The 20647-nt window shown below is 71.3% G+C and carries 19 protein-coding genes; 8 read left to right on the top strand and 11 right to left on the bottom strand.

The window, feature by feature from the left end; genetic code table 11:
* Positions 1-174: 174 nt before the first annotated feature.
* The gene (locus tag WME90_RS46775; protein WP_437278598.1) at positions 175-2646 is read left to right on the top strand and encodes a beta-propeller domain-containing protein; all 2472 of its coding nucleotides are present in this window, start codon (positions 175-177) and stop codon (positions 2644-2646) included.
* 71 nt (positions 2647-2717) lie between these two features.
* Here WME90_RS46775 and WME90_RS46770 read toward each other — a convergent pair whose 3' ends face one another.
* Positions 2718-3455: a glutathione S-transferase family protein gene (locus WME90_RS46770; protein WP_437278597.1), complete on the bottom strand. Its 738-nt coding sequence runs from the start codon at positions 3453-3455 to the stop codon at positions 2718-2720.
* Between the two features lie 85 nt (positions 3456-3540).
* Between WME90_RS46770 and WME90_RS46765 the strand changes: the two genes are divergently transcribed.
* The gene (locus tag WME90_RS46765; protein WP_437278596.1) at positions 3541-4269 is read left to right on the top strand and encodes a helix-turn-helix transcriptional regulator; all 729 of its coding nucleotides are present in this window, start codon (positions 3541-3543) and stop codon (positions 4267-4269) included.
* Between the two features lie 79 nt (positions 4270-4348).
* Here WME90_RS46765 and WME90_RS46760 read toward each other — a convergent pair whose 3' ends face one another.
* On the bottom strand, positions 4349-5137 hold the full coding sequence (locus WME90_RS46760; protein ID WP_437278595.1) for a Uma2 family endonuclease: 789 nt from the start codon (positions 5135-5137) through the stop codon (positions 4349-4351).
* Positions 5138-5356: 219 nt separating this feature from the next.
* Here WME90_RS46760 and WME90_RS46755 point away from each other — a divergent pair, with 219 nt between their 5' ends.
* Together WME90_RS46755 and WME90_RS46750 are read left to right on the top strand one after the other, a co-directional pair.
* The gene (locus WME90_RS46755) at positions 5357-6142 is read left to right on the top strand and encodes an HAD family hydrolase (protein WP_437278594.1); all 786 of its coding nucleotides are present in this window, start codon (positions 5357-5359) and stop codon (positions 6140-6142) included.
* Positions 6143-6284: 142 nt separating this feature from the next.
* Complete coding sequence (locus tag WME90_RS46750; protein ID WP_437278593.1) at positions 6285-6533, top strand: type II toxin-antitoxin system Phd/YefM family antitoxin; 249 nt, start codon at positions 6285-6287, stop codon at positions 6531-6533.
* A 115-nt stretch (positions 6534-6648) separates the two neighbouring features.
* Here WME90_RS46750 and WME90_RS46745 read toward each other — a convergent pair whose 3' ends face one another.
* The 4 genes from WME90_RS46745 to WME90_RS46730 are packed head-to-tail and all read right to left on the bottom strand — an operon-like array spanning position 6649 to position 8753.
* Positions 6649-6954 carry a type II toxin-antitoxin system RelE/ParE family toxin gene (locus tag WME90_RS46745; RefSeq protein WP_437278592.1) on the bottom strand — a complete coding sequence of 102 codons (306 nt, stop codon included), beginning with the start codon at positions 6952-6954 and terminating at the stop codon, positions 6649-6651.
* Complete coding sequence (locus WME90_RS46740; protein WP_437278591.1) at positions 6951-7190, bottom strand: hypothetical protein; 240 nt, start codon at positions 7188-7190, stop codon at positions 6951-6953. The genes WME90_RS46745 and WME90_RS46740 overlap by 4 nt, the downstream gene beginning before the upstream one ends.
* A gap of 32 nt (positions 7191-7222) precedes the next feature.
* Positions 7223-8161 (bottom strand): hypothetical protein, encoded by a 939-nt coding sequence (locus WME90_RS46735; protein ID WP_437278590.1) that lies wholly within the window; start codon positions 8159-8161, stop codon positions 7223-7225.
* 34 nt (positions 8162-8195) lie between these two features.
* On the bottom strand, positions 8196-8753 hold the full coding sequence (locus WME90_RS46730; protein WP_437278589.1) for a glycine cleavage system protein R: 558 nt from the start codon (positions 8751-8753) through the stop codon (positions 8196-8198).
* A gap of 201 nt (positions 8754-8954) precedes the next feature.
* Between WME90_RS46730 and hisC the strand changes: the two genes are divergently transcribed.
* The 3 genes from hisC to WME90_RS46715 all read left to right on the top strand — a co-directional run bounded on the left by hisC (position 8955) and on the right by WME90_RS46715 (position 11816).
* The gene (hisC, locus tag WME90_RS46725; RefSeq protein WP_437278588.1) at positions 8955-10046 is read left to right on the top strand and encodes a histidinol-phosphate transaminase; all 1092 of its coding nucleotides are present in this window, start codon (positions 8955-8957) and stop codon (positions 10044-10046) included.
* Between the two features lie 241 nt (positions 10047-10287).
* On the top strand, positions 10288-11100 hold the full coding sequence (locus WME90_RS46720) for an alpha/beta hydrolase (RefSeq protein ID WP_437278587.1): 813 nt from the start codon (positions 10288-10290) through the stop codon (positions 11098-11100).
* 278 nt (positions 11101-11378) lie between these two features.
* The gene (locus WME90_RS46715; protein ID WP_437278586.1) at positions 11379-11816 is read left to right on the top strand and encodes a cupin domain-containing protein; all 438 of its coding nucleotides are present in this window, start codon (positions 11379-11381) and stop codon (positions 11814-11816) included.
* Between the two features lie 117 nt (positions 11817-11933).
* On the opposite strand, the gene WME90_RS46710 is transcribed toward WME90_RS46715, so the two are convergent.
* Positions 11934-13010: an MBL fold metallo-hydrolase gene (locus WME90_RS46710; RefSeq protein WP_437278585.1), complete on the bottom strand. Its 1077-nt coding sequence runs from the start codon at positions 13008-13010 to the stop codon at positions 11934-11936.
* Positions 13011-13230: 220 nt separating this feature from the next.
* On the opposite strand from WME90_RS46710, the gene WME90_RS46705 reads away from it, so the two are divergent.
* Positions 13231-14193, top strand: a complete 963-nt coding sequence (locus WME90_RS46705) for an AraC family transcriptional regulator (protein WP_437278584.1) — start codon at positions 13231-13233, stop codon at positions 14191-14193.
* Positions 14194-14252: 59 nt separating this feature from the next.
* Here the strand turns inward: WME90_RS46705 and WME90_RS46700 are convergent, their stop codons facing one another.
* The 4 genes from WME90_RS46700 to WME90_RS46685 form a co-directional block, all read right to left on the bottom strand.
* On the bottom strand, positions 14253-17024 hold the full coding sequence (locus WME90_RS46700) for a M23 family metallopeptidase (RefSeq protein ID WP_437278583.1): 2772 nt from the start codon (positions 17022-17024) through the stop codon (positions 14253-14255).
* Positions 17021-19192, bottom strand: coding sequence for a hypothetical protein (locus WME90_RS46695; protein WP_437278582.1), 2172 nt, complete (start codon positions 19190-19192; stop codon positions 17021-17023). Before WME90_RS46695 ends, WME90_RS46700 begins: the two co-directional genes overlap by 4 nt.
* 286 nt (positions 19193-19478) lie before the next feature.
* Positions 19479-20069 carry a hypothetical protein gene (locus WME90_RS46690; protein WP_437278581.1) on the bottom strand — a complete coding sequence of 197 codons (591 nt, stop codon included), beginning with the start codon at positions 20067-20069 and terminating at the stop codon, positions 19479-19481.
* A gap of 236 nt (positions 20070-20305) precedes the next feature.
* On the bottom strand, positions 20306-20488 hold the full coding sequence (locus WME90_RS46685; RefSeq protein ID WP_437278580.1) for a hypothetical protein: 183 nt from the start codon (positions 20486-20488) through the stop codon (positions 20306-20308).
* Positions 20489-20647: the final 159 nt, after the last annotated feature.

Below are 20647 nucleotides of genomic sequence, written 5' to 3'. Positions count from 1 at the left end.
CACCGACGGAAACGAACAGTTACACCATCTATTTGGCACACGTGTGCCAAGCGGCCAGCGACCGGTGCTCGCATGTCGTGCTCTCCGCGGCGCGGCCGGAGCGGCGCGCGTGCGAACCGCGGTGAACCGAGCGAGCGGGCGGCTGGCGCGGGCCTTGCGACCGCCGCAGACACCATGCGAACCCACCGAACCCATTCCTCTCTCTGGCTTCTCCTGGCAACAGGCCTCCTCGCCGTCGGATGCGAGTCGGGGTCCGCGCCTGTCGATCCCGACGACTCTGTCGACTCTCAGCACGCGGCGCTCCACCGGGCGCAGTCCTGCGACGACCTCGAAGCGCTGCTGAAGCAGGACGCGCTCGCCAAGATGAACGCCCAGATCGACGGCATCATCGCGAGTTATGCGGCGTACGGCTACCCCCGCGGCGACGTCGCCGTGGGCGGTGTCGGCCTCCCCGGGGGGGCCGAGGATCCCGTGGACACACCTGCCCCGGTGCCGCCCACCGCATCCGGCGAGGAGGACAGCGGGCAGACGGCGTCGGACGCCAGCGGCGGCAGCGCCGGCCCTGCCCACTCCGAGACGAACACCCAGGTCGCCGGCGTCGATGAGGCGGATATCATCAAGACCGACGGCGACAACATCTACGTGCTCCACGGCCAGAGCTTCTACACCCTGACAGCGTGGCCTGCGTCGTCGCTCGCGGTGGGCAGCTCGCTCGAGATCGAGGGGTCGCCCCTCGAGATGTTCGAGGCCGACGGCAAGGTCGTCGTCTACTCGTCGGTCAACGGGGCCGCGGTCTACGAGAAGGCGGGCGTCACGCCGCGGCCGGGGTACTACGACTACCTGCTCGTCGACACCATGGTCGCCGGCGCAGGCGCCGGTACGCCGAGCACCTCGCCAGGGACCCCCGCCGACGGCGGAGGTGCGACGCCGGTGCCGCCGGACAGCGCCGAGCCGCCGCCCGACGGCGGCACGCCGTCCTCCGACGGCGCGCCATCGAGCGATACGCCTCCCGCCGACGACGCACCGCCCAGCGGCGAGGCGCCGGCGCCTCAGCCGCCAGACGACGGCGATGGCGGGGCCGATGAGCCGCCGCCCGCCATCGGCGAGCCCGGCTCGGGGGGCGTCTGGGCCCCGCTCACCAAGATCACCGTCCTGAGCCTCGCGGGCGGCGCTCCCAGCGTGGTCAAAGAGGTCTACTTCGAGGGAGGCTACACCTCGGCGCGGCGCACCGGCCCGAACGTGCGCACGGTGCTGACCGGCGGCGCCCACGGCCCCGCGCTCCCGTACTGGCCCGCAAACCTGACCGAGTACCCCGACACCGCCGAGGCGTGGACCGCGGCGTTCGAGCAGCTCCGCGCCGAGAACGCGGCCCTCATCGAGGACGCCCCGCTCTCGGCGTGGCTGCCGTACCGCTTCGAGAAGCAGGGAGATGCTGTCGCGCTGCTCGACGCGAGCTGCGCGGACTTCTACGTTCCCGAGGCGGGCACGACGTCGTACGGGCTGACGCAGATCGAGTCGATCGACCTCGCCGATCTCGCCGCGGCGCCGGAGTCGACCTCGATCATCGGCGCGACCGACACCGTGTACGCGAGCCACGACGCCCTCTACGTCGCCGCGCGGGCCTGGGAGGTGCAGAAGGAGCCCGGCGGGGTGTTCGTGGGCACGAACCGCACCCATGTGCACAAGTTCGATCTGATCACCGACCCGAGCCAGCCCGGGTACGTCGCGTCAGGCTCGGTTCCCGGCCACATCAACAACCAGTTCTCGCTCGATGAGCACAACGGCAAGCTCCGCATCTCGACGACCGAGAGCGTGGCGACGGCGGAGCCCAGGGGGACGACCAGCAACAACGTGTTCATCCTCGAGGCGCAAGGGACCGAGCTCGCGAAGATCGGCGCCGTCACCGATCTGGCCCCCGGCGAGACCATCCAATCGACCCGGTTCGTCGGAGATCGCGGCTACGTCGTGACCTTCCGCCGGGTCGATCCGCTGTTCGTGCTCGATCTGTCGAACCCGGCGTCCCCCTCGGTCACGGGTGAGCTCAAGATCCCCGGGTTCAGCGAGTACATGCACCCGCTCGACGACGGGCACCTCCTGACGATCGGCAGAGACGGCGAGGAGGACGGCACGGTGACCGGCCTCGCGCTCCAGATCTTCGACGTCACGGACGCGTCGGCGCCCGCGCTCCTGCACAAGGAGACGCTCGACGGGGCCGGTTACGTGCACTCCGCGGCCGAGTACGACCACAAGGCGTTCACGTACTTCGGCGAGCGCGACGTGCTCGCCTTCCCGCTCATGAGCTTCGACGCGCAGACGGGCGCGATGTCGAGCACGCTGGAGCTGTTCAACGTCGATATCGAGAGCGGGTTCAGCCGGCTCGGCGCGGTCGACCACAGCGGCTTCTTCAGCGGCGCGCCGTCGGGGTGCTATTACGGCGGGGCCGCCGTGCAGCGCGGCCTGTTCATCGAGGACTACGTTTACTCGTACTCCCAGGGCGGCGTGCTCGTGAACGCGCTCGCCGACCTCGCGACGCCGGTGGCGTCGCTGCCCCTGCCCGTCCCGGACTCGTTCGGATACGCGTGCGCCGGCGTCGACGGCGGCGTCGCGGAGCCCGCGCCGACGCCGGCTCCCACCCCCGAGGAGTAGTAGCGCCGCAGGCGGCGATCCAGGCGCAGCGCCGCCGCGCCGTCGACGGACGCGCGGCGGCGCTGCGCCGCTCAGGCGCCCGGCCGCGCCGGCCGGGGCGCCTCCCACGGGTGCTCCGGGTAGAACTCCTTCATGAGCCGCGCGGTGTACGCGGTGAGGTTCGCGAAGCCCTCCGCCTTGCGCCGCAGCGGCGAGTCGAAGAACGGCGTGAGGATGCCCGCCAGCGCGCCGAAGGCCGCCGCGTCGACGCCCGCCGGGCGCGCGCCGAAGAGGTACGGCTTGTCCCCGAGCAGCTCCGAGAGCGCGGCCAGCGAGCGCGCGCCCAGCGCGACGACCTCGTCGTCCGTGTGCCGCGCGACGCCGACCGCGCGGAGCGCCTCGCGGACGCGCGCGACGAGCTCCTCGCGCAGCTTCGGGCGCAGCTCCTCCGGCGCACCGTCGACGAAGTGCGCCGGGCCCTTCTCGAAGTTCTCCGGGATGAGCCAGCGGGAGTACACCATGGTCGGGGCGAAGCTGTTCTCGATCATGCGCTCGAGGGCCCACGCCTCGGCGCGCTGCCGGGCGTCGAGTCCGGCGTCGAGATCCTTGCCGTGCTTCCGCTCGAGGTGCTCGCGGATGAAGTACGAGTCGGCGATGCGCGCGCCGTCGTCGTCGATGAACGGGAGCTGCCCCTTCGGCGACTGGTCGGGCCGCGAGCGCTCCTTCGTGTAGGGCAGGCCCAGCAGCTTGAGCTGGACCTCGGTCTTGGTCACGTAGGGGCTGACTTCCGGCAAGCCGCACATGGGGCCGAAACAGTAGAGCGTGATCATGCGCAATCTCCGAGCTGCTAGGGGTCCGCCTTGGACCGCGCTTGATGTAGCCCCGGCCTGCTGACAACCTGGTGTCAGCATCCTCGTGCGACGCGCCGATCGCCTGTTCCAGATCCTGCAGATCCTGCGCCGCCAGCGGGCGCCGATCACGGCGGCGGCGCTGGCCGAGGAGCTCGAGACGTCGAAGCGCACCGTGTACCGCGACATCGCGGACCTCCTGGCGCAGCGCGTCCCCATCCGCGGAGAGGCCGGCACGGGGTACGTGCTCGATCGCGGCTTCGACATGCCGCCGCTGATGCTGACGCCCGACGAGATCGAGGTCGCGGTCCTCGGCGCGCAGTGGGTCGCCCAGCGCGGGGACGTCGCCCTGCAGAGGGCGGCGCAGGACCTCATCGCGAAGATCGCCGCGGCGGTCCCCGAGCGGCTGAGGCCCTTCGTGTTCGAGCCGGCGACGGGCGCGCCGCCCGGGGTGGACCAGGCGCCCGACCTGCTCGACCTGGCCGAGGTGCGGGCGTCGATCCGCGCCGGCACGAAGATCGCGCTCCGCTACCGCGACGAGACGGGGCGCGAGAGCGAGCGCGTCGTGTGGCCCGTGATCGTGGGCTACCGCGAGTCGACGCGGGTCCTCGCGGCGTGGTGCGAGCTCCGCCAGGAATTCCGCCACTTCCGCACGGACCGCGTGACCTTCGCCAGGTTCCTCGACGAGCGCTACGCCGAGAAGCCGAGCGCCCTCCGCGCGCGGTGGCGCGCGTCCATGTCCGCGCGCGGCAGGCCGCCGGGGCGCGCCGGCGCGGCGTCGACCGGGGATCGCTAGAACGGGAGCGCTGGTTCGCCCGCCGTGGTCGACGCGGCCGGACAGCGACGAAGAGCGGCGGCGGCCGCGGCGACGCGCGTCACCCGTGCTCCAGCTGCTCGAGCTCGCGCACGCGCGCCTCGAGCTCGCGCACGCGCGCCTCGGCCGCCTCCCTGGCGCGCGCCTCGATCGCCGCGGCTTCCTCCTGGGTCTGCACGAGCTCGCCCTTGCCGCCGGGGCGCGCGAGGCGGAGCCTCGCCTCGGCCCCGGCGCCCACCACGCGGAGCCAGCTGTCGAGCGCGGGGCTCCACACGGGCCCGGCGCCGGCGTGCACGCGGACGTAGGCGCCGTCGGGGTCGCGCCGGTAGGCCTGGAGCGCCACGCGTCCGGCCGGCGGCCGCTGCGCGGCGGCCTGCGGGTCGAAGATCGCGAGCTCGGGGCAGCCGAGCTGGCAATACTTGAGCGGGATGTCCTCGTAGGCCTTCTGCCAGTCGCTCGCCACGATCTCCAGCGCGAAGCGCGGCGGCCGATGGCCGGGCAGCCAGGTCTGCCATTGCTTGGGCAGCGGCGGCGCGGGCCGGTGATCGAGGAGGTAGACGTCCGGCGAGACGCGCACGAGCGGCTCCTCGCGCACCCAGGCGAAGAACCGATCCGAGCCGGCGTGATGGTCGGTCCAGCCGCGCTCGCGCGCGAGCTGCGCGATCGAGGACAGGAGCAGGCGGGAGATCTCGTCGTGCTCGCCCCACGCGCCGATGCCGTCCCCGTCGTCGAGGTACCAGTCCGACCAGTCGATGGTCGCGCGGAGCTCCTCGGGCTCCGGGTCGCGGACGACGAGCGCACGCGGCAGGCGCGTCGCAGGGGGAGCGGCTCCGGAGCGGGCAGGCAACACGAGCCCGCACGGTAGCACCCCGAGCGCGGCGGCGGGAGCTGCAGGCGGGCGCGGCCGTGCGCCGTGGTCGGCCGCTGACGCGCCGCCCGCGCCGCCGGAAGGAGCCGAAGGAGGGCGCGAGCCAGCGACACGGGCGGACACGTCTGCAACGCACCGCGCGCCGCGTCGCCGGGGCGCCTCGGGGCTCCCGATCCGGCGCGCCGGCGCCATGTCGGCGGCATGCGTTCGTTCCGGGGGGTGCTCTTCGACGTGGATGGGGTGGTGGTCGACTCGCCGCACGAGCGCGCCTGGCGGGAGGCGCTGGAGGTCCTGATGACGACCGAGTGGCGCGCGATCGCGCCCGAGACGCGCTACGCGGCGGAGCGGTTCACGACGGCCGTCTACCAGAGCGAGGTCGCCGGCAAGGCGCGCGAGAGCGGCGCGCGCGCGGCGCTCGACTACTTCGAGGTGCGCGACGCGGCCGCGCGCGCCGGGGTCTACGCCGAGCGCAAGCAGGAGGTGCTGCTCCGGAAGATCGCAGCGGGGGAGTTCGTCGTGTTCCCTGACGCGGTGCGGCTGATCCTGGCGCTGAAGGAGCGCGGCGTGCCCATGGCGGCGGCGTCGTCGTCCAGGAACGCGAGCGACCTCCTCCGCAGGATCCACATCGACGCCGCGGCCGAGCAGCAGGGCCCCCGCCGCGCGGCCATCGCGCCGGGCGCGACGCTGCTCGATCTGTTCGACGCCGACCTCTGCGGCGCCGCGGTGGCGCGCGGAAAGCCGGCGCCGGACCTGTTCCTGGCCGCCGCGCGCGCGCTCGGCGTCCCGCCGGCGCGCTGCCTCGTCATCGAGGACGCCCCCTCCGGGGTGCAGGCCGCGAAGGCGGCCGGCATGACCGCGCTCGGCGTGGCGCGGCTCGCCGACGAGGCGCTGCTGGTAGCAGCGGGAGCGGATCGGGTCGTGACGACGCTCGACGAGATCGATCCGGACGCGCTGGTCGAGGGGCGGATCGCGGCGCGCGCGGCGTGAGCCGCGGCGCGGCGGCGCGAGGAAAGCGCACGTCGCCGGACTTCCTGGGGCCACGTTGCACAGGCGGCGTCCCCTCCGCCCTCGCTCGGGCGCCGCTTGAAGCCGCAGTTGATCGAGCAAGTGCTCTGGTCACAATGGTCATATGCGCAAGGCGTCGCTCGCGGAAGCCAAAGCTCACCTTTCCGCCCTGGTGGATGAAGCGGAGCACCACAACACGCGCACGTTGATCCTGCGGCATGGCAAGCCCGTTGCCGCGATCGTACCGCTCGATGTGGCCGTCCCTTCGACGCCTCGCCTATCCAACGAAGAGATCGAGAGGCTGTTCGCGGCGCTCGGCGCGACGGCACAGCAGGAGAGCGCGGTGGAAGATTTGCTCGCGGGGCGACGATGAAGATCGTTCTCGACGCTTCGGTCGCGGTCGCCGCTGCGCGGCCGAACGAGCCCTCCCATGCCGCGTCTCGGGCCCGACTCGCGCGTGTCCTCGCGGGGGCCCGAACGCCAACGAATCAACGAAGCGACGGTGGCCTTCGTCGGCGCGTGCTCCAGACGGACAGGATGACGACGAGCGCCTTCGTCGGATGATACCGGTAATACGCGTAAAACTGCGTTCTTTCGAGAAGCAACCGTCGAACGCCGTGGGTCCTGGCTGCCTGGTACTCGTGCCCGAGCTCAGGAGCGGTCCGGAGGAGGCGAACGGCTTGCGCGAGCTCGGCAATGAACAGAGGCCACAGCGCAGACCGATTCGCATGGCACCAGGCCTCGATGCGATCGAGCTCGTGCAACGCCCGACGAGCGAAGCGAACCGCCGTCACGACGCGCGAGCACGGAGGCGAGCGAGCACCTCGTCTGCGTCGACCGTGTCTCCTGCGTCGTCCTGCGCAATGGCCTCAGCGAGCGCCGCGTGGAGGGCCCCGCGCTCCTCGTCGTCGAGCTCGTCGAGCGCGTCTCCCCCGACCGCGACCAGATCCACGACGGCCCCCTCCGGTAATTCGGTGGGCTCATCGAGCACGAGGTGGCCGTTCCGGACGGTGGCTTTCAGCGAGAGCATCGGTGAATCATAGCACCCTGAGGCGCTGCCCCTCAGCCGCCCTGCTTGCGGACGATCGCCAGGCTCCAGATCTCCCCGGCGCTCGTCCCCACCCACAGGCTCGGCGACCCCTTGCCGGCGACCGCGAGCACGGCCGGCTCGCCGCGGGCGCCGAGCGTGACGCTCGCCGTCGGCGCGAGCGGCGCGCCGGACGCGGCCTCGATGGCGGCGCCGTCGAACAGCGCGACGCGGCCGTCCGCGAAGGCGGCGAAGAGGCTCGACTCGAGGACGGCGACGTCGGCGACGGGATCCGCGAACGCGAGCATCTTGGCGGCGAGCTTGCCCGACGACCTCACGACCGCGCAGACCGCGCTCGCGCCGCGCTTGTACACTGCCGTCAGCTTCGGGCCGCCGCGCACGCGATCGAGGTTCTGGGCCGCGCGCGGCAGCGAGGCGCGGAGCGTCGGGCCCGGCTCGGGCGTCGCGCCGGGGTGGACGCGGAGCTCGCCGCCCTCCCCCGCGCCGTCCATCACCACGTGCGCCTCGGTCTCGGTCAGATCGAACGCCCGCGCGGCGCCGCGCACCGCGAACGTGCGGCCGTTCACCTCGGTCTTTTCGAGCTTGAGCTCCGTCGCGCTGCCGTCCCAGCCGAGCGCGAGCGCCGTCTCGCCCGACGGCCGCGTCGCGAGCTGCCGCGCATCCCTGCCGACCTGATCGACCTTCGGGCCGTGCGTGATGCCGAGCAGCGCCCACACCGCGTCGTCGCTCCGCACCACGGCGACGTCCTTCGAGAGGAGCGCCACGTCGTGCGCCGAGGACAGCGACAGGTTCGTCGTCTTCGCGCCGGAGCCGCCGACCGGGCAGACGCCGAGGCGCACCGGATCGGTCGAGACCATCGCGACGAGCCCGGGGCTCGCGAGGACGGCGGCGCCTCGGATCTCCGCGTCCAGGCCGTGCACCTTGCGGGGTGAGCTCAGATTGCTGAAGGGCATGGCCCGTGAGGATACCGGTTCTCGCGCGGCGCGGTCAGCCCTTGATGAGCGAGCGGACGTCGATGTCGAGGTTCTCGGACTCCGCGACCGCATCCATCGCCTTGCGGAGCTGGGTGAGCGTCACCCCGGACGGGACGTCGACGCGGGCCTCCATCCGGAAGAGCTGCGAGCCGGTGACGGGCGCCTCGTACGCCGAGGTCTCGAGCGAGACGATGTTGACGCCGACGACGTGGAGCGCGCGCGACACGGCGCGGACGATGCCCTCGTGGTCGAGCGCGTCGACGGAGATGACACAAGGGATGGTCGCCGCGCGCCGGTGGGACTCGGGGCTCTTGGTCCTGCGGCTCTGCACCGTGAGCCCCGTCGCCCGGGTGAGCGCCTCCGTGTCGCGCTCGACCGCCTCGATCGCGCCGGGGGGCCCCGACGCGAGCAGGAGGATGCCGAACTCGCCCCCGAGCACCGCCATCCGGCTGTCCTCCACGTTGGCGCCGCGCTCGGTCAGGTAGTGGGTCACCTCCGCGACGATGCCCGTCCGGTCAGGGCCGAGGCAGGAGAGGACCAGGAAGATTTCAGGCTCGGGCGTCGTCGTCATGCGGCGCATCTTAGTCCGATCCGCGCGACCCGCGCACCCGCCGCGGGCGCGCGGCCGGGGCGACGAGCGCCCGGGCAACGCCGTCCGTCGCCGCTGGCCGACGTCCCCGGACAGCGGCGGTTCGAGCGCCGCGCGCCGCGCCTCCTGCCGACGACGAGGCGCTTGTCTCCGGCGGAGCAGTGGGCGAGAGACGGCCATCCCATGCTGTACGAACGCGACAACATCCACCGCCTCACGCCCTACACGCCCGGTGAGCAGCCGCAGCGGGCCGACGTGGTCAAGCTCAACACGAACGAGAACCCGTACCCGCCGCCGGCCGCCGTGGTCGAGGCGATCCGGGGCGTCTCCGCCGATCAGCTTCGCCGGTACCCGCCGCCCCGGGCGCAGCAGTTCCGCGAGACCGCGGCGCGGCTCCACGGCCTGTCGCCCGAGCAGGTGATCGCCACGAACGGCGGCGACGAGCTGCTGCGCATGGCCGTGACGGTGTTCTGCGAGCCCGGCGGCCGCGGCATCGGCGAGACGTACCCCACCTACTCGCTCTACGACGTGCTCGCGGAGATCCACGGCACGACGGTCACCCAGGTCCCCCTCGACGAAGACTGGTCGGTCCCGGAGGATTTCGCGGAGCGCCTGAACGAGCACGGCTGCCGGCTCGCGCTGCTCGTCAACCCGCACGCCCCCTCGGGGCGGCACGAGCCGCTCGACAAGATCGAGCGCATCGCGCGGGCGTTCCGCGGCGTGCTCCTCATCGACGAGGCGTACGTCGACTTCGCGGAGCTCGACGCGACGCCGCTGCTCGACCCGGCGCGGGGGCTCGACAACGTGCTGCTGCTGCGGACCCTGAGCAAAGGGTACTCGCTCGCGGGGCTCAGGTTCGGGTACGGGCTCGGGCACCCGCGGCTCATCGAGACGCTCGACAAGGCGCGCGACAGCTACAACACCGATATCCTCTCGCAGGCCGCGGCGATCGCGGCGCTGTCCGCGCGCGACGAGGCGAGGAAGAGCTGGGAGAAGGTGATCGCGGAGCGCGCCCGGCTGACGGAGGCGCTCCGGCAGAAGGGGTTCACGGTGGCGCCGAGCCAGAGCAACTTCGTCCTGGCGACGCCGCCGGGAGGAGGGCTGTCGGCGCAGGCGATGTACCGGGCGCTGTACGACCGCGCCATCTTCGTGCGCTACTGGGACGCGCCGCGCCTCCACGACAAACTGCGGATCACGGTGGGCACGCCGGCGCAGAACGACGCGCTGCTCGGGGCGATCGACGAGCTGTCCAGAGCGCTGCTCGACCGCGCCTGATACAGCGTCTACGTAAGAAAACCGCCAAGACGCCAAGAACGCCAGGAGAACCCCAAACGAGATTTCTCTCCTTGGCGTCCTGGCGCATTGGCGGTCAACTCCTTCTCGTCGCCGTTGGGGGCTCCACATCTCTCGGCAGCGTGCGCCTCGTCGCGCGAGCCACGCGGGCCGTGAACGCTTGCGTCCGAGGATCCCAGTCTCGAGCGGCGCGGATCGGCAACACAGCAAAGGAGAAGCACAGATGAGCCAGGAATCCGAGCGCGACAGGGTGATGAAGAAGCCGGCGGTCCTCGAGATCCCAGGCATGGATGCCGTGATCCTCCGCAGGGACATCGAGTACCAGGGGCCCCATGCCGGCGCCCTGACCTTCGACCTCTACGCGCCACCAACCTCGGTGGCCGCGACGCGGGCGCCTGCCGTCGTCTTCGTGTCCGGATATGCGGATCCGGGGTTCGAGTCGGTGTTCGGCTGCAAACGCAAGGAGATAGGCCAGTCGACGTCGTGGGGACGGCTGGTGGCCGCTTCCGGGCTCGTGGGCATCAATTACACGAACCGGGAGCCGTCCGATCTCCATGCGCTGCTCGAGCACCTCCGGCAGAACGCCGCGTCGCTCGGGATCGACGAGCGCCGGATCGGCCTGTGGGCCTGCTCCGGCAACGTCCCGATGGCCCTGTCGGCGCTGATGCGGGAAGCGAGCGGCTCGCTGGCGTGCGCCGCCCTCTGCTACGGCTTCATGCTCGATCTCGGGGCGTCCACCCGCGTCGCGGAGGCGGCGGCGCAGCTCCGGTTCGTCAACCCGTGCGCGGGGCGATCCATCGATGACCTCCCGCGGGATCTGCCGCTGTTCATCGCCCGTGCAGGGCAAGACCAGGTGCCTCACCTGAACGAGACGATCGACGCCTTCCTGGCCGGAGCGCTGGCCCGCAACCTGCCGGTGACGCTCGTGAACCACGCCGCGGCGCCGCACGCGTTCGATCTGCTCGACGACAGCGAGGCTTCGCGAGAGACGATCAGGAGCATCCTGGGGTTCTTGCGGTTCCATCTCCTGGCATAGGGCGCCCCGGCGCACGGCCCGGCCCCCTCGGCTCCGAGAGCAGCCCTTCGCGGCGTGCTTCCACGGCGCGCTCAACCTGCTCGCTCACATGCGCGGCGCGTTCTCACTCGCCGCTCTCATCGTCCTCGAGCGGGGCGGCGCCGACTACGAGGTCACGACACCCGACCTCAAAAGCGTCAAATCACCCGAGTATCTCGCGATCGATCCGGGCATTACCGTTCCACTGCTCGTCGACGGCACGTTCGTGACGAGTCTCCCTGATTCACCACGAGGATCCCATGCTCCACAATCTCCGTTTCGCCTCTCGCACTTCGAGCTTCGTGAACGGCGCCGTGGCCGTGGCGGCCGTCGCGGTGGGCCTGCTCGCCCGCCCCGCGGTCGCCGCGCCCGAGCCGGTGGTCACGCCGATCCTGACGAAGGAGCTCGCGAACATCCCCGGCAAGGAGGTGCTGATGCTCACCGTCGAGTACCCCCCCGGCGGCGCCGATCCGGTGCACCGTCACAACGCCCACGGCTTCATCTACGTCCTCGAGGGCTCGATCGTGATGGGCGTGAAAGGCGGCAAGGAGGTGACGCTCACCCCTGGCCAGACCTTCTACGAGGGGCCCAGCGACATTCACACCGTCGGCCGGAACGCGAGCACCACGAAGCCCGCGAAGTTCCTTGTCGTGCTCGTGAAGGACCGGGGCGTGGCCGCGATGCTGCCCGTGCATTGATGCATCTCGTGTGGGACGCCGATGAATCGGCCGGGGCCTGTCACGGAACAAGCCCCGGCCCTCTCCTCCGCCCGTGACCCGCCTCCGTACCTCCGCGTGCATCCTCGCGGCGTCGCGCTACTTCCTCTTCGCGTCGTCGACGTAGGGGGCGGGCACCCAGCGGTAGGACTCTCCGTCTCTCCGGACGTGGCCCAGCCCGGGGAACGGAGCGTGGCTGTGCGCGACGAGGTAGCCCTTGTCGGCCGCGTCGGCGAGCGCCTTCTTGCGCGTCTCGACGGCCATCGGCGCGTTCACGTCGAAGGCCACCGCCACCGACGGGTCGTCGAACTGAACGGCCATGATGTGCACAAGGTCGCCCCAGAGGACCAGCTTCTGGCCGCCGCTCTCGAGAGCGTACAGCGTGTGTCCCGGCGTGTGGCCGTACGCCGGCTCCGCGCGGAACCCCGGGAAGATCTCGGCCCCCCCGGTGAACGGCTTCACCCGCCCGGCGTCGAGGTACGGCTGCAACGTGGCTTGCGCCGCGGCGAAGAACTGGGCTTGCATCCCCGAGGACTTCGCGGCGTTCGCCTTGTCCATCCAGTAGTCGAGATCCTTCTGGTTCAGGTGGACGGTGGCGTTCGGGAAGGCCCTCTTCCCGCCGATGACGAGCCCGCCGACGTGATCCGGGTGAGCGTGCGTGAGGAAGACGTCGGTCACGCTCTCGGGGCTCACGCCCACCGCAGAGAGCGCCCCGGGGAGCTTCCCGGTCGTGGGGCCCATGAGCTCCGCGCACCCGGTGTCGACGAGGATCGTCCTGCCGTTCATCTGGAACAGGAAGCTGTTGAAGGACGCGTCGATCGGCGACCTCTGGAAGGATTGCGCGAGGAGCTTGTCGACCTCACCCGGCTTGGCGTTGAGGACGAGGCCATTCGAGAGATCCAGGCCGAACGTGCCGTCGGAGAGCACGGCCATGTCGATGGCGCCCACGCGCGTGCGATAGAAGCCCGCCTGACGCCTCTCGCCGCCAGGCGGGATCGGCGCGCTCGCCGCCGGAGACGGCGCCGGTGCCGCCGGCGTCGCGGCGGGCTGCTCCGGAGCCGCCGGGCTCTCTGGAGCGCTGCTGCTCGGCGGGGCCGTGGCGGCGCACGCGGCGGGGAGGGTGAGCGCACCGCCGAGCAGCAGGAGTGAGGCCGCGATGGACGCGACTCGCCGCATGGAAATCGTCCGCATGTTCGTTTTTCTCTACGGGCTCTCTTCGGTCGTCGGCGGCACGCGAGCGCTGCTCGCCGCCCTTCGGCGGGACGGCGGCCCGTGTTCGCCGCCCGTTCGCTGTTGCACCGTACGTCCAGGTGAGTAGACTTTCTATGCCTTAGATACCAGAAGAATAAACCGATCGTCCAGATTGGGCGCCGATAGGCGCCGGAGGAGCGAGGCGATGGACGCGCTCAGCCGCCTTTTTGATTCGCTGCACGTCGAGAGCGCCCTGTGCACGCGCTTCGAGGCGTCGGCGCCGTGGGGACACCGCGTCGCGCACCGCGGCCCCATCAAGTTCGTGCTCGTCGTCGCGGGATCGTGCTGGCTGCGCACGCGCGCGCTCCCCGAGCCACGGCTGCTCGGCGCACACGATCTCTTCCTCGTTCTGGACGGCGACCCCTACGCGCTGTCCGACTCGCTGGGCTCCGCGACCGTGGACTGCGCCGATCTCGAGGATCGCCGGGACGGCTATCTGATCCGCTACGGAGGCGGAGGCGCGCGCTCCACGCTGGTGAGCGTGGCCTTCCACGTGGATCCGACGGAGGGCGAGCCTCTCCTCGTCGCGCTCCCGCGCTTCATCCACCTGCGCGTCGATCAGAACCGGAGCCACGGCCTCCAGTCGCTCATCGAGCTGCTGCGCCTCGAGGTCTGCTCGTCGGAGATCGGATCGATCCCGATCGTCCGCCGCCTGGCCGAGGCGCTCTTCATCTCGGCGGTCCGGGCCTACCTCCAGACCGGCGAGGGGCCCAGGAGGGGCGTCCTCGCGGGGATCGCGGACACGCAGCTCGCGCGCCCGCTCGGCGACATGCACGAGGACCTCGCGCGCGGCTGGACGATCGAAGACCTCGCGCGCAGCGCGCGGATGTCTCGCTCCGCTTTCGCGGAGAGGTTCCGGAGCACGGTGGGCCAGACGCCGCTCGAGTATCTGACGCGGATCCGGATGGACCGCGCGCGCGGGCTCCTGCGGGAGGGCATCCCCATCGCCGAGGTTGCCCATCGCGTCGGCTACGACTCGGCCATCTCGTTCACGCGCGCCTTCCGGCGCGTGACCGGCGGAACCCCGGGGGCGTACCAGCGGGGACCCGAAAGCGGAGCGAGGCCCGAGGACGCGCGCGGGAAGGAGTCGAGGCCGCCGCCGTCATGACGGTGGCGGTCTCGACGGTTCCCGGCGACCGCTCGTTGTCGTCCGCTTTTTCTGCTCGCTCACTGCGGCGGCTGCTCCAGGAACCAGCTCGGCGCGATGTATCCCTCCGTCGTCGCCTTCGACATCGCGATCGTGCATTCCTCCCCCTCCGCCGCCCCCTCCATCGCGGTGAGGGCCACGGCGCCCACAGCGGACTTCTTGCACCTGTCGTAACCGTACGGCGCGCTCCCGAAGCTCTCGAAGTGCCGGCACTCGTCGTCGGAGAGCACCGTGTAGTGCAGGTGCGTGTTGTCCCCCGATCCCTCGTCGCAGGTGAAATCGTTCGAGGACGTGGGGCATTCCGTCCACGGGTCGTCAGGGAAATCGATGTTGTGCTGGCGAGGAATATCGTTCCAGAGCACCACCCTCCCGAGGACGTCGTCGGTCGTCACCTCCTGTCCCTTCTGAAGGCCGTACCCCAGCCCGTCGCGGTCGAGGTGGCCATAGAAGGAGCAGTAGCGCTGTCCCTTTTCGCCCTTGGGCGGGTGCTCGACCAGCGCCACGCCCATGTACTGTGAGGCGTTGGAGCCCCACCAGAGGAGCTTGCCGTCGGCTATCGGGTGCACCTCTGCGCCCGCCGTGGAGCCCGAGATCCTGACGAGATCCTCGCCGAGGTGGCGACCGCTGTAGAACTTCACGGGCACGAAGCCGAGCCCCCGGACGAGCCGGCTGTCAGCGATGGGAAGCTCCCGCTTCCCGCCCCCGGGCCGCTTGCATGCGTCGCTCTCCGGATCGTTCTTCTGGCAGCCGAAGGGGCAATAGACCGAGCGATCGAAGCGGTAGGTGCGCCCCCATGGGCGCGCGGGGGACCGACCGTCGGCCTCGTTGCCTTCGCACGGCACCTCGACGGTCCTCCCGCCCTCGATGCGTTTGCAGTAGGCCTTGCAGACATACAGCATGTTGGGGTCGCCCGAGACGCGAGGGACGCGACCGCCGAGGTTGTGCCCGCAGTACGCCGGCTCGTTCTCCGTGACGTTCTCGTTGCCGTTCAAGCACGGATCCCAGCTCTGCCGGAAGCTCGCGTCATCGCACGTGAGGCCCTCCGCCTCGGCGAAGTACTCGCAGACGGGGGTCTGCTCGCCGTACGGGCCGGGGCTGCAGAGGCCGCAGGAGGTCCCGCAGTAGGTCCCCGTGGCGCGCCAGCCGTCAGGGCGGCTCAGCCGGCGCTCGTCGCACGCGAGCACCTGCCCGCCAGGACCGCAGATCTGCGAGCCCAGGCGGAGCGATCGCACGGGCACCGGGTTCCCCTGGTAGTCGAGGATCGGATCGCATTCCGACGTGATGCTCGGAGCGGGCGTGGGATCGGGCATGCCGAACGGCTGCTGCTCCGAGTTCCCGTCGCACAGATCATTGTTCAACCTGAGACCGATGAGCCCGCAGCCGCTTGGGCACTCCTCGAACGGGACTGGGCGCCCCGTGACCGCCGCCGTGTTCAGCTCCGAGGGCGGGCACGAATTCCCCCAGGTGCCGGGCTCGTAGGCGCAGTGATACAGGGTCCCGACGCGGCCGGTGATCTCGTGCTGGCCGCAAAAGAGGTGCCGGCAATCGTAGCCGTTCGCCGTTGGGAGACGGAAGTAATTGAGGTCTTTCCCCCACGGCGGGCACGACTGGTCGCAGCGGTCCCAGTCGCGGATCTTCGGCGCGCTCGCGGCGTTGGCGAAGCCGATCACCTCGTGGTAGCGCACGGGCGGGATTTCCCGCACGCGCATGCACGCGCCGCTGCCCTCCAGCGCGCCGCAGCTGCGGTAAGGCACGGGGCGCGCGCCGGGGCCCGGGCAGGAGTAGAGCTGATCCGCTCTGCCCCGGATGCGGAGGTCCAGCTCGCCCAGGTTGACCGCGAGATCCTTGTTGGCGCGGCCGCCGAACACCTGATCTCCGCAGAAGGTCTGGCCCGGCTCGACGCCCTTCCACTGGCCGTCGTTGTCGCGGAACTCCACCGGACATCGGCCGAGCTCGGAGCCAGGCTCTCCCCTCGAGGCGCCGGGTTCGCAAGGGATGTTGAGGTCGAGCCAGCCTTCCTCCCCGCACACCCAGCGGCTCTGGTTCCCGATGCCGAGGCCGCACACCTCCTCGCCGCAGGCCGTGGTCGTCACCTCGCGGCCGAAGCTGTCCTGCACGCCGCGGCACGCCGGGCAGTCGCCTTGCTTCTGATTGCACGAGAACCCGAGGCTGCGCCACCCCTCGGCCGTGCACACCTGTCTGGCGCCGGAGCTGCCGGCGCCCGTCGGGACACAGAGCGTCGTCCCGCAGGTGATCGGGCCGGGGTCGCCGAGATGGGCGGGCAGGACGGCGCATGGGCACTCGAAGTTCGCCTTGCCCGTGCAGGCGCCGGCCTCGCAGCCGCCCGGGCAGATGCGCCATTCGAGCGGGATCTGCCCCGCGCCCGGACACTGGTAGAGCGCGGCCGGCTCTCCGTTCACCACGTCCTCGCCGCAGAACGTCCCCTCGGCCGGACACGCGAGATCGCCGCACCGGTTCTGCGGATAGCTTTGCCAGGTGTCGGGGTCGTCGTCGCCGTCCATGCACTGATAGGAGATCAGATCGCGCCCGCACACGAAGGCATCGCAGCGCGTCTCCGCGAGCGGGATCGGCTGGTTGTTGTAATAGAAGCCCGAGGCGCACTCGCAGGCGTCGGTGTCGGCCTGCGGCCCGAGCGGCGGCGGCGCGACGGAGCTCACCGGCGGATCCTGGCTGCAGCCTGCGCCGAGCAGCCCTCCGCTCCCGAGCAGGACGGCGGCCGCGCCGCACAGCTGCACCAGCGAGCGACGCCCGGGTCGATGAGAGAGGCTCACTTGGCGATCCTCCGCAGCTCGCCCGCCTGGGTCGCCCAGTAGACGAACGCCTCGTCCACGGCGATCGCGATCGCGCCGAATTGCCCCACGGCGAGCGTGCTCACGGCGCCGCCCGCCTTGGGCACCGTGCGCACCGAGCCGAGGCGGTTGACCCAGTAGAGGTCCCCGCCGTCTTCGGGATCCACCGCGATCCCCGCAGGACCGGGCTGTCCGTCGGCGAGCGCCACGAGCCCGGAGCCGTCCTTGCCGAGCCGGAAGAGATAGCCGTTCGGCGTGCTCCAGAAGAGGTGGGTGGCGTCCGTGGCGAGGTACTGCGGCGTCAGGTTGGTGCGCTCGAAATCCTGCGCGGACGCGATCTGACGCTGCTCGGTGCCGTCCTTGCGCAGCTTCATGAGGGTGCCGTCCGCCCAGGTCCAGTAGAGGTGATCGGCGTCGGCGGCGAGCGCGCCGCCCAGCTCGCCGGTGGCGCCGGAGATCTCGGCGGCGAGCTGTCCAGCGAAGAGCGCGTCGGTGCGGTACAGGCCGCCCTGGGAGAGCGACGTGAACCAGACCGCGGCGCCGTCGCTGACGAGGGCCCACGGGTCCGGGACGCTCGCGGTGACGACCGTGGCGGCGGCGCCGGACGGCGGGAACCGGATCACGCCGGCAGAGCCGGTGACGAACGCGCCCTCGCCCGTGAGGGCGATGCCCTCGAAGCGCCCGCTCCCGCAGGCCGAGTCGTCCGGCGGCGCGGCGGTGGCGAGGCAGGTCGTGGCGCCGGACGCCTTGTCGACGCGGACGGCGATGCCCCCGGCGGGCCGGAAGCCGACGACATAGACGGCGCCGGCGTCGACAGCGAGCGCGGAGGGGACCGCGAGGCCCGAGGCGAGCTCCTGCGCGCCGGGGCCGCACGTCCCGTCCTCGCAGGCGCCGCCGGCGCAGTCGTTGCCGCACGCGCCGCAGTGGAACGGGTCGGAGCCGAGCTCGACCTCGCAGCCCGTCGACGGCGCGCCGTCGCAATCGGCGAAGCCCGCGTCGCACACGAGCACGCACGCGCCGTCCTCGCAGGCGGCCGAGGCGTCCCTGTCGCTGCAGGCGTTGCCGCACCTGCCGCAGTTGCGGGCGTCGCTCTCGAAATCGATCTCGCAGCCGTTCTCGGCGTCGCGATCGCAGTCCCCGTGGCCGAGGTCGCAGGCGAGCGAGCAGAGCCCGGCCGCGCAGGAAGGAACGGCGTGCTGGTCGCCGCAGACGTTGCCGCAGAAGCCGCAGTTGTCCACGTCGCTCGACGTGTCGCCGCAGCCGCCGCCCGCGCCGCCGCCGCCGTCGTCGAGGCACAGGCCGGCGGCGCGGGCGGCGCCCTCGAACGCCTCGCAGCGCGCCCGGCTCCCGGAGAGCGCGCTCAGATCGCACTCGTAGGCGAGCGTCGGCTCGAGCGTCCCGCAGCAGGTATCGAGCAGCGCGTCGCAGGCGGCCGCGGAGAGCGGCTCATCGCCGCCGAGCGTGGGGCACCGGCCCGCGTCCGAGGCGCCGCTCAGGTAGTCCAGGCAGAGGTCCGTGTCCGCCTCGGCGGCGAGGCCCTCGCAGCGCTCGCGCGGCCCTCCGGGCAGCGAGGGGCAGCACTGCTCGGCGAGGTAGCTGCAGCTCTCGGCCGCGTGATCGGCGCCGTCGCAGAAGCCGCTCGCCTTGGCGTCCCGCTCTAGGAAGCCGAGGCAGACCTCTTCGTTGCCGCGGAATCCGGTGGCGCGACAGGTGGACGCGAGCCTCGCGGGCAACGACGCGCAGCAGTCGTTCAACAGCCCGGCGCAGCTCGGGCCATAGGGCACGCCCCCCGGCGCGGCGGCGCCGCCGCAGAACCCCGCCGCGCTGGCGCTGTCGGCATAATCGTCGCACGCGGCGCCGTCCGCCTGCGCCGCCACCGCCTCGCAGCTCGCCCCGAGCTCGGCCGGGAGCGACGGACAGCAGGCCTCGCTCAGGTGGCCGCACCCGCTCCCGAGCCCCCCTGGCGCGCTGCTGCACGCGCCGAACGCGGTGCCGTCTTCGTTGCACTGCTGCGCGCCGAGCGCGCCGTCGGGGAGAAAGCACGCCGAGAGCGCGCCCGGAGCGCAGAGGCGGTCCTCACCGCAGCCGGGGCCGCTGTACGCCAGGGCCGCCACGGCCACGAGACACAAGGAGAGGGAAGGTCGACGCATGGGTGGATCGCACGATGCTCGCGGCGCGCGCTCGCCGCGTCAATGCCGGCGGGAGCGAGGACGCCGCGCGTCTCGTCTTGATCTCGGTTGCCCAGCGCTGCTGCGGGAAGTCACCCCGATTCAGTAGAAAAGCCGCCTTGGCATCATGGCAATGCGCTTCGCAGCCCGACCCCCGCCGCCGTGCCTCAATCCATCCAGATTGTCGGGACAGGCTCGGCCATGTCCGATGGCACGGTGCGCAGAAGCAGGTGCCGTTGGTGGCCCTGGGCAACTTCCCGCAGTCATGCTAGCGCACGAACCTGCCAACGACGTGCGGCCGAACGCCCGTCTTTGCGTAATAAGTGGATCCTGGCGTGAGACTCCAGCTATACCCCGTGATGGTCCTGGCATCTGCCAAACCAGGCGAAATGGCGTAAAGGCGCATGGTGCCCCTCCCCGCGCCACCATCTGTCGAGCCGCCCGGGCATGGGGACGCCGGATTGGCGGGCACCCACCGCACGTCCGCCGTCGGCGTGCCGGTGGCACAGCCGTGCGCTGTGCTGGTGGAATCGATGATCCGCACCGAATACTGCGTCGTACCCGACACGGTGGGGCTTATGGCCGGCGACAGGGCTGACGGATAATCGTCGACGATCACCGTGTGCCCCGAGCCACTGTCCGTATAGCTGAGGACGAGCAAGTCGCCGGGACGAACGTCCCCGATGTTCGAGACCCGGGTGAAGTGGTTGCTCGCCACGACTTGATTGTAGAGGTTGGCTGAGGTCGGGCTCGTGGAGCCCCACCATGTAGAAAGCGTCGACGTCGTGAGCGTCGGGTCTGAGTGCAGCAGCGAGAGGGTGAATAGCGATGCAGCCTGCGTCGTCCCCGTGAAGTTCACCCAGTCGATGCTGCCCGGTGATCCCACACGGTTTGTGTCGTTGTCATCGAAGGCAGCGCAATGCGCACCGGGTGGGCACGAGGACGCAGGAGGGCGAGTCGCTGCGGAGCGGAAGAAGCACAGGGTGAACGTTTCGCTGCCAGCGATGGAATCGGGGATCCACGGGACCACTCTGCAAAGGCTCCTTGCGAGGCACCGGGACCCACCAGATGGCTTGATGCTCTCGGCGCAGGCCTTCAGCCGTAGATGCACGCCACGCTGTAGCTGCTCCCCGAGCCCGACGCGAAGCACTCGGCCGAACCAGGGCAAGCGCTGCTCAGGAAGAGCTCATTGCACGAGCTGTCGCCCCAGCAGGCCTTCAGCTCGTCTTTCCCCCCGCCCGTCTCCCCTTCATCTACGTCGGCGGTCCGGCCGGCCACGAACGGTCCGACCTACGCGTCGCCCAGCGCGGAGAACGGAACCGTGGCGGTCTCGGGCAAGACTGCGACATTCACGCCGGACGGCTGCGGATACGCGAAATACTCGATCGAGGTCGCGGACGAGGACGGCTCCAAGATGACCCGCGACGTGTTCTCCGT

The sequence above is a fragment of the Sorangium sp. So ce375 genome (genome assembly GCF_051473855.1).
GTDB lineage: Bacteria > Myxococcota_A > Polyangia > Polyangiales > Polyangiaceae > Sorangium.
Note: the sequence above shows the minus strand (reverse complement) of the source record. Positions and strands in the feature narration are given on the sequence as shown.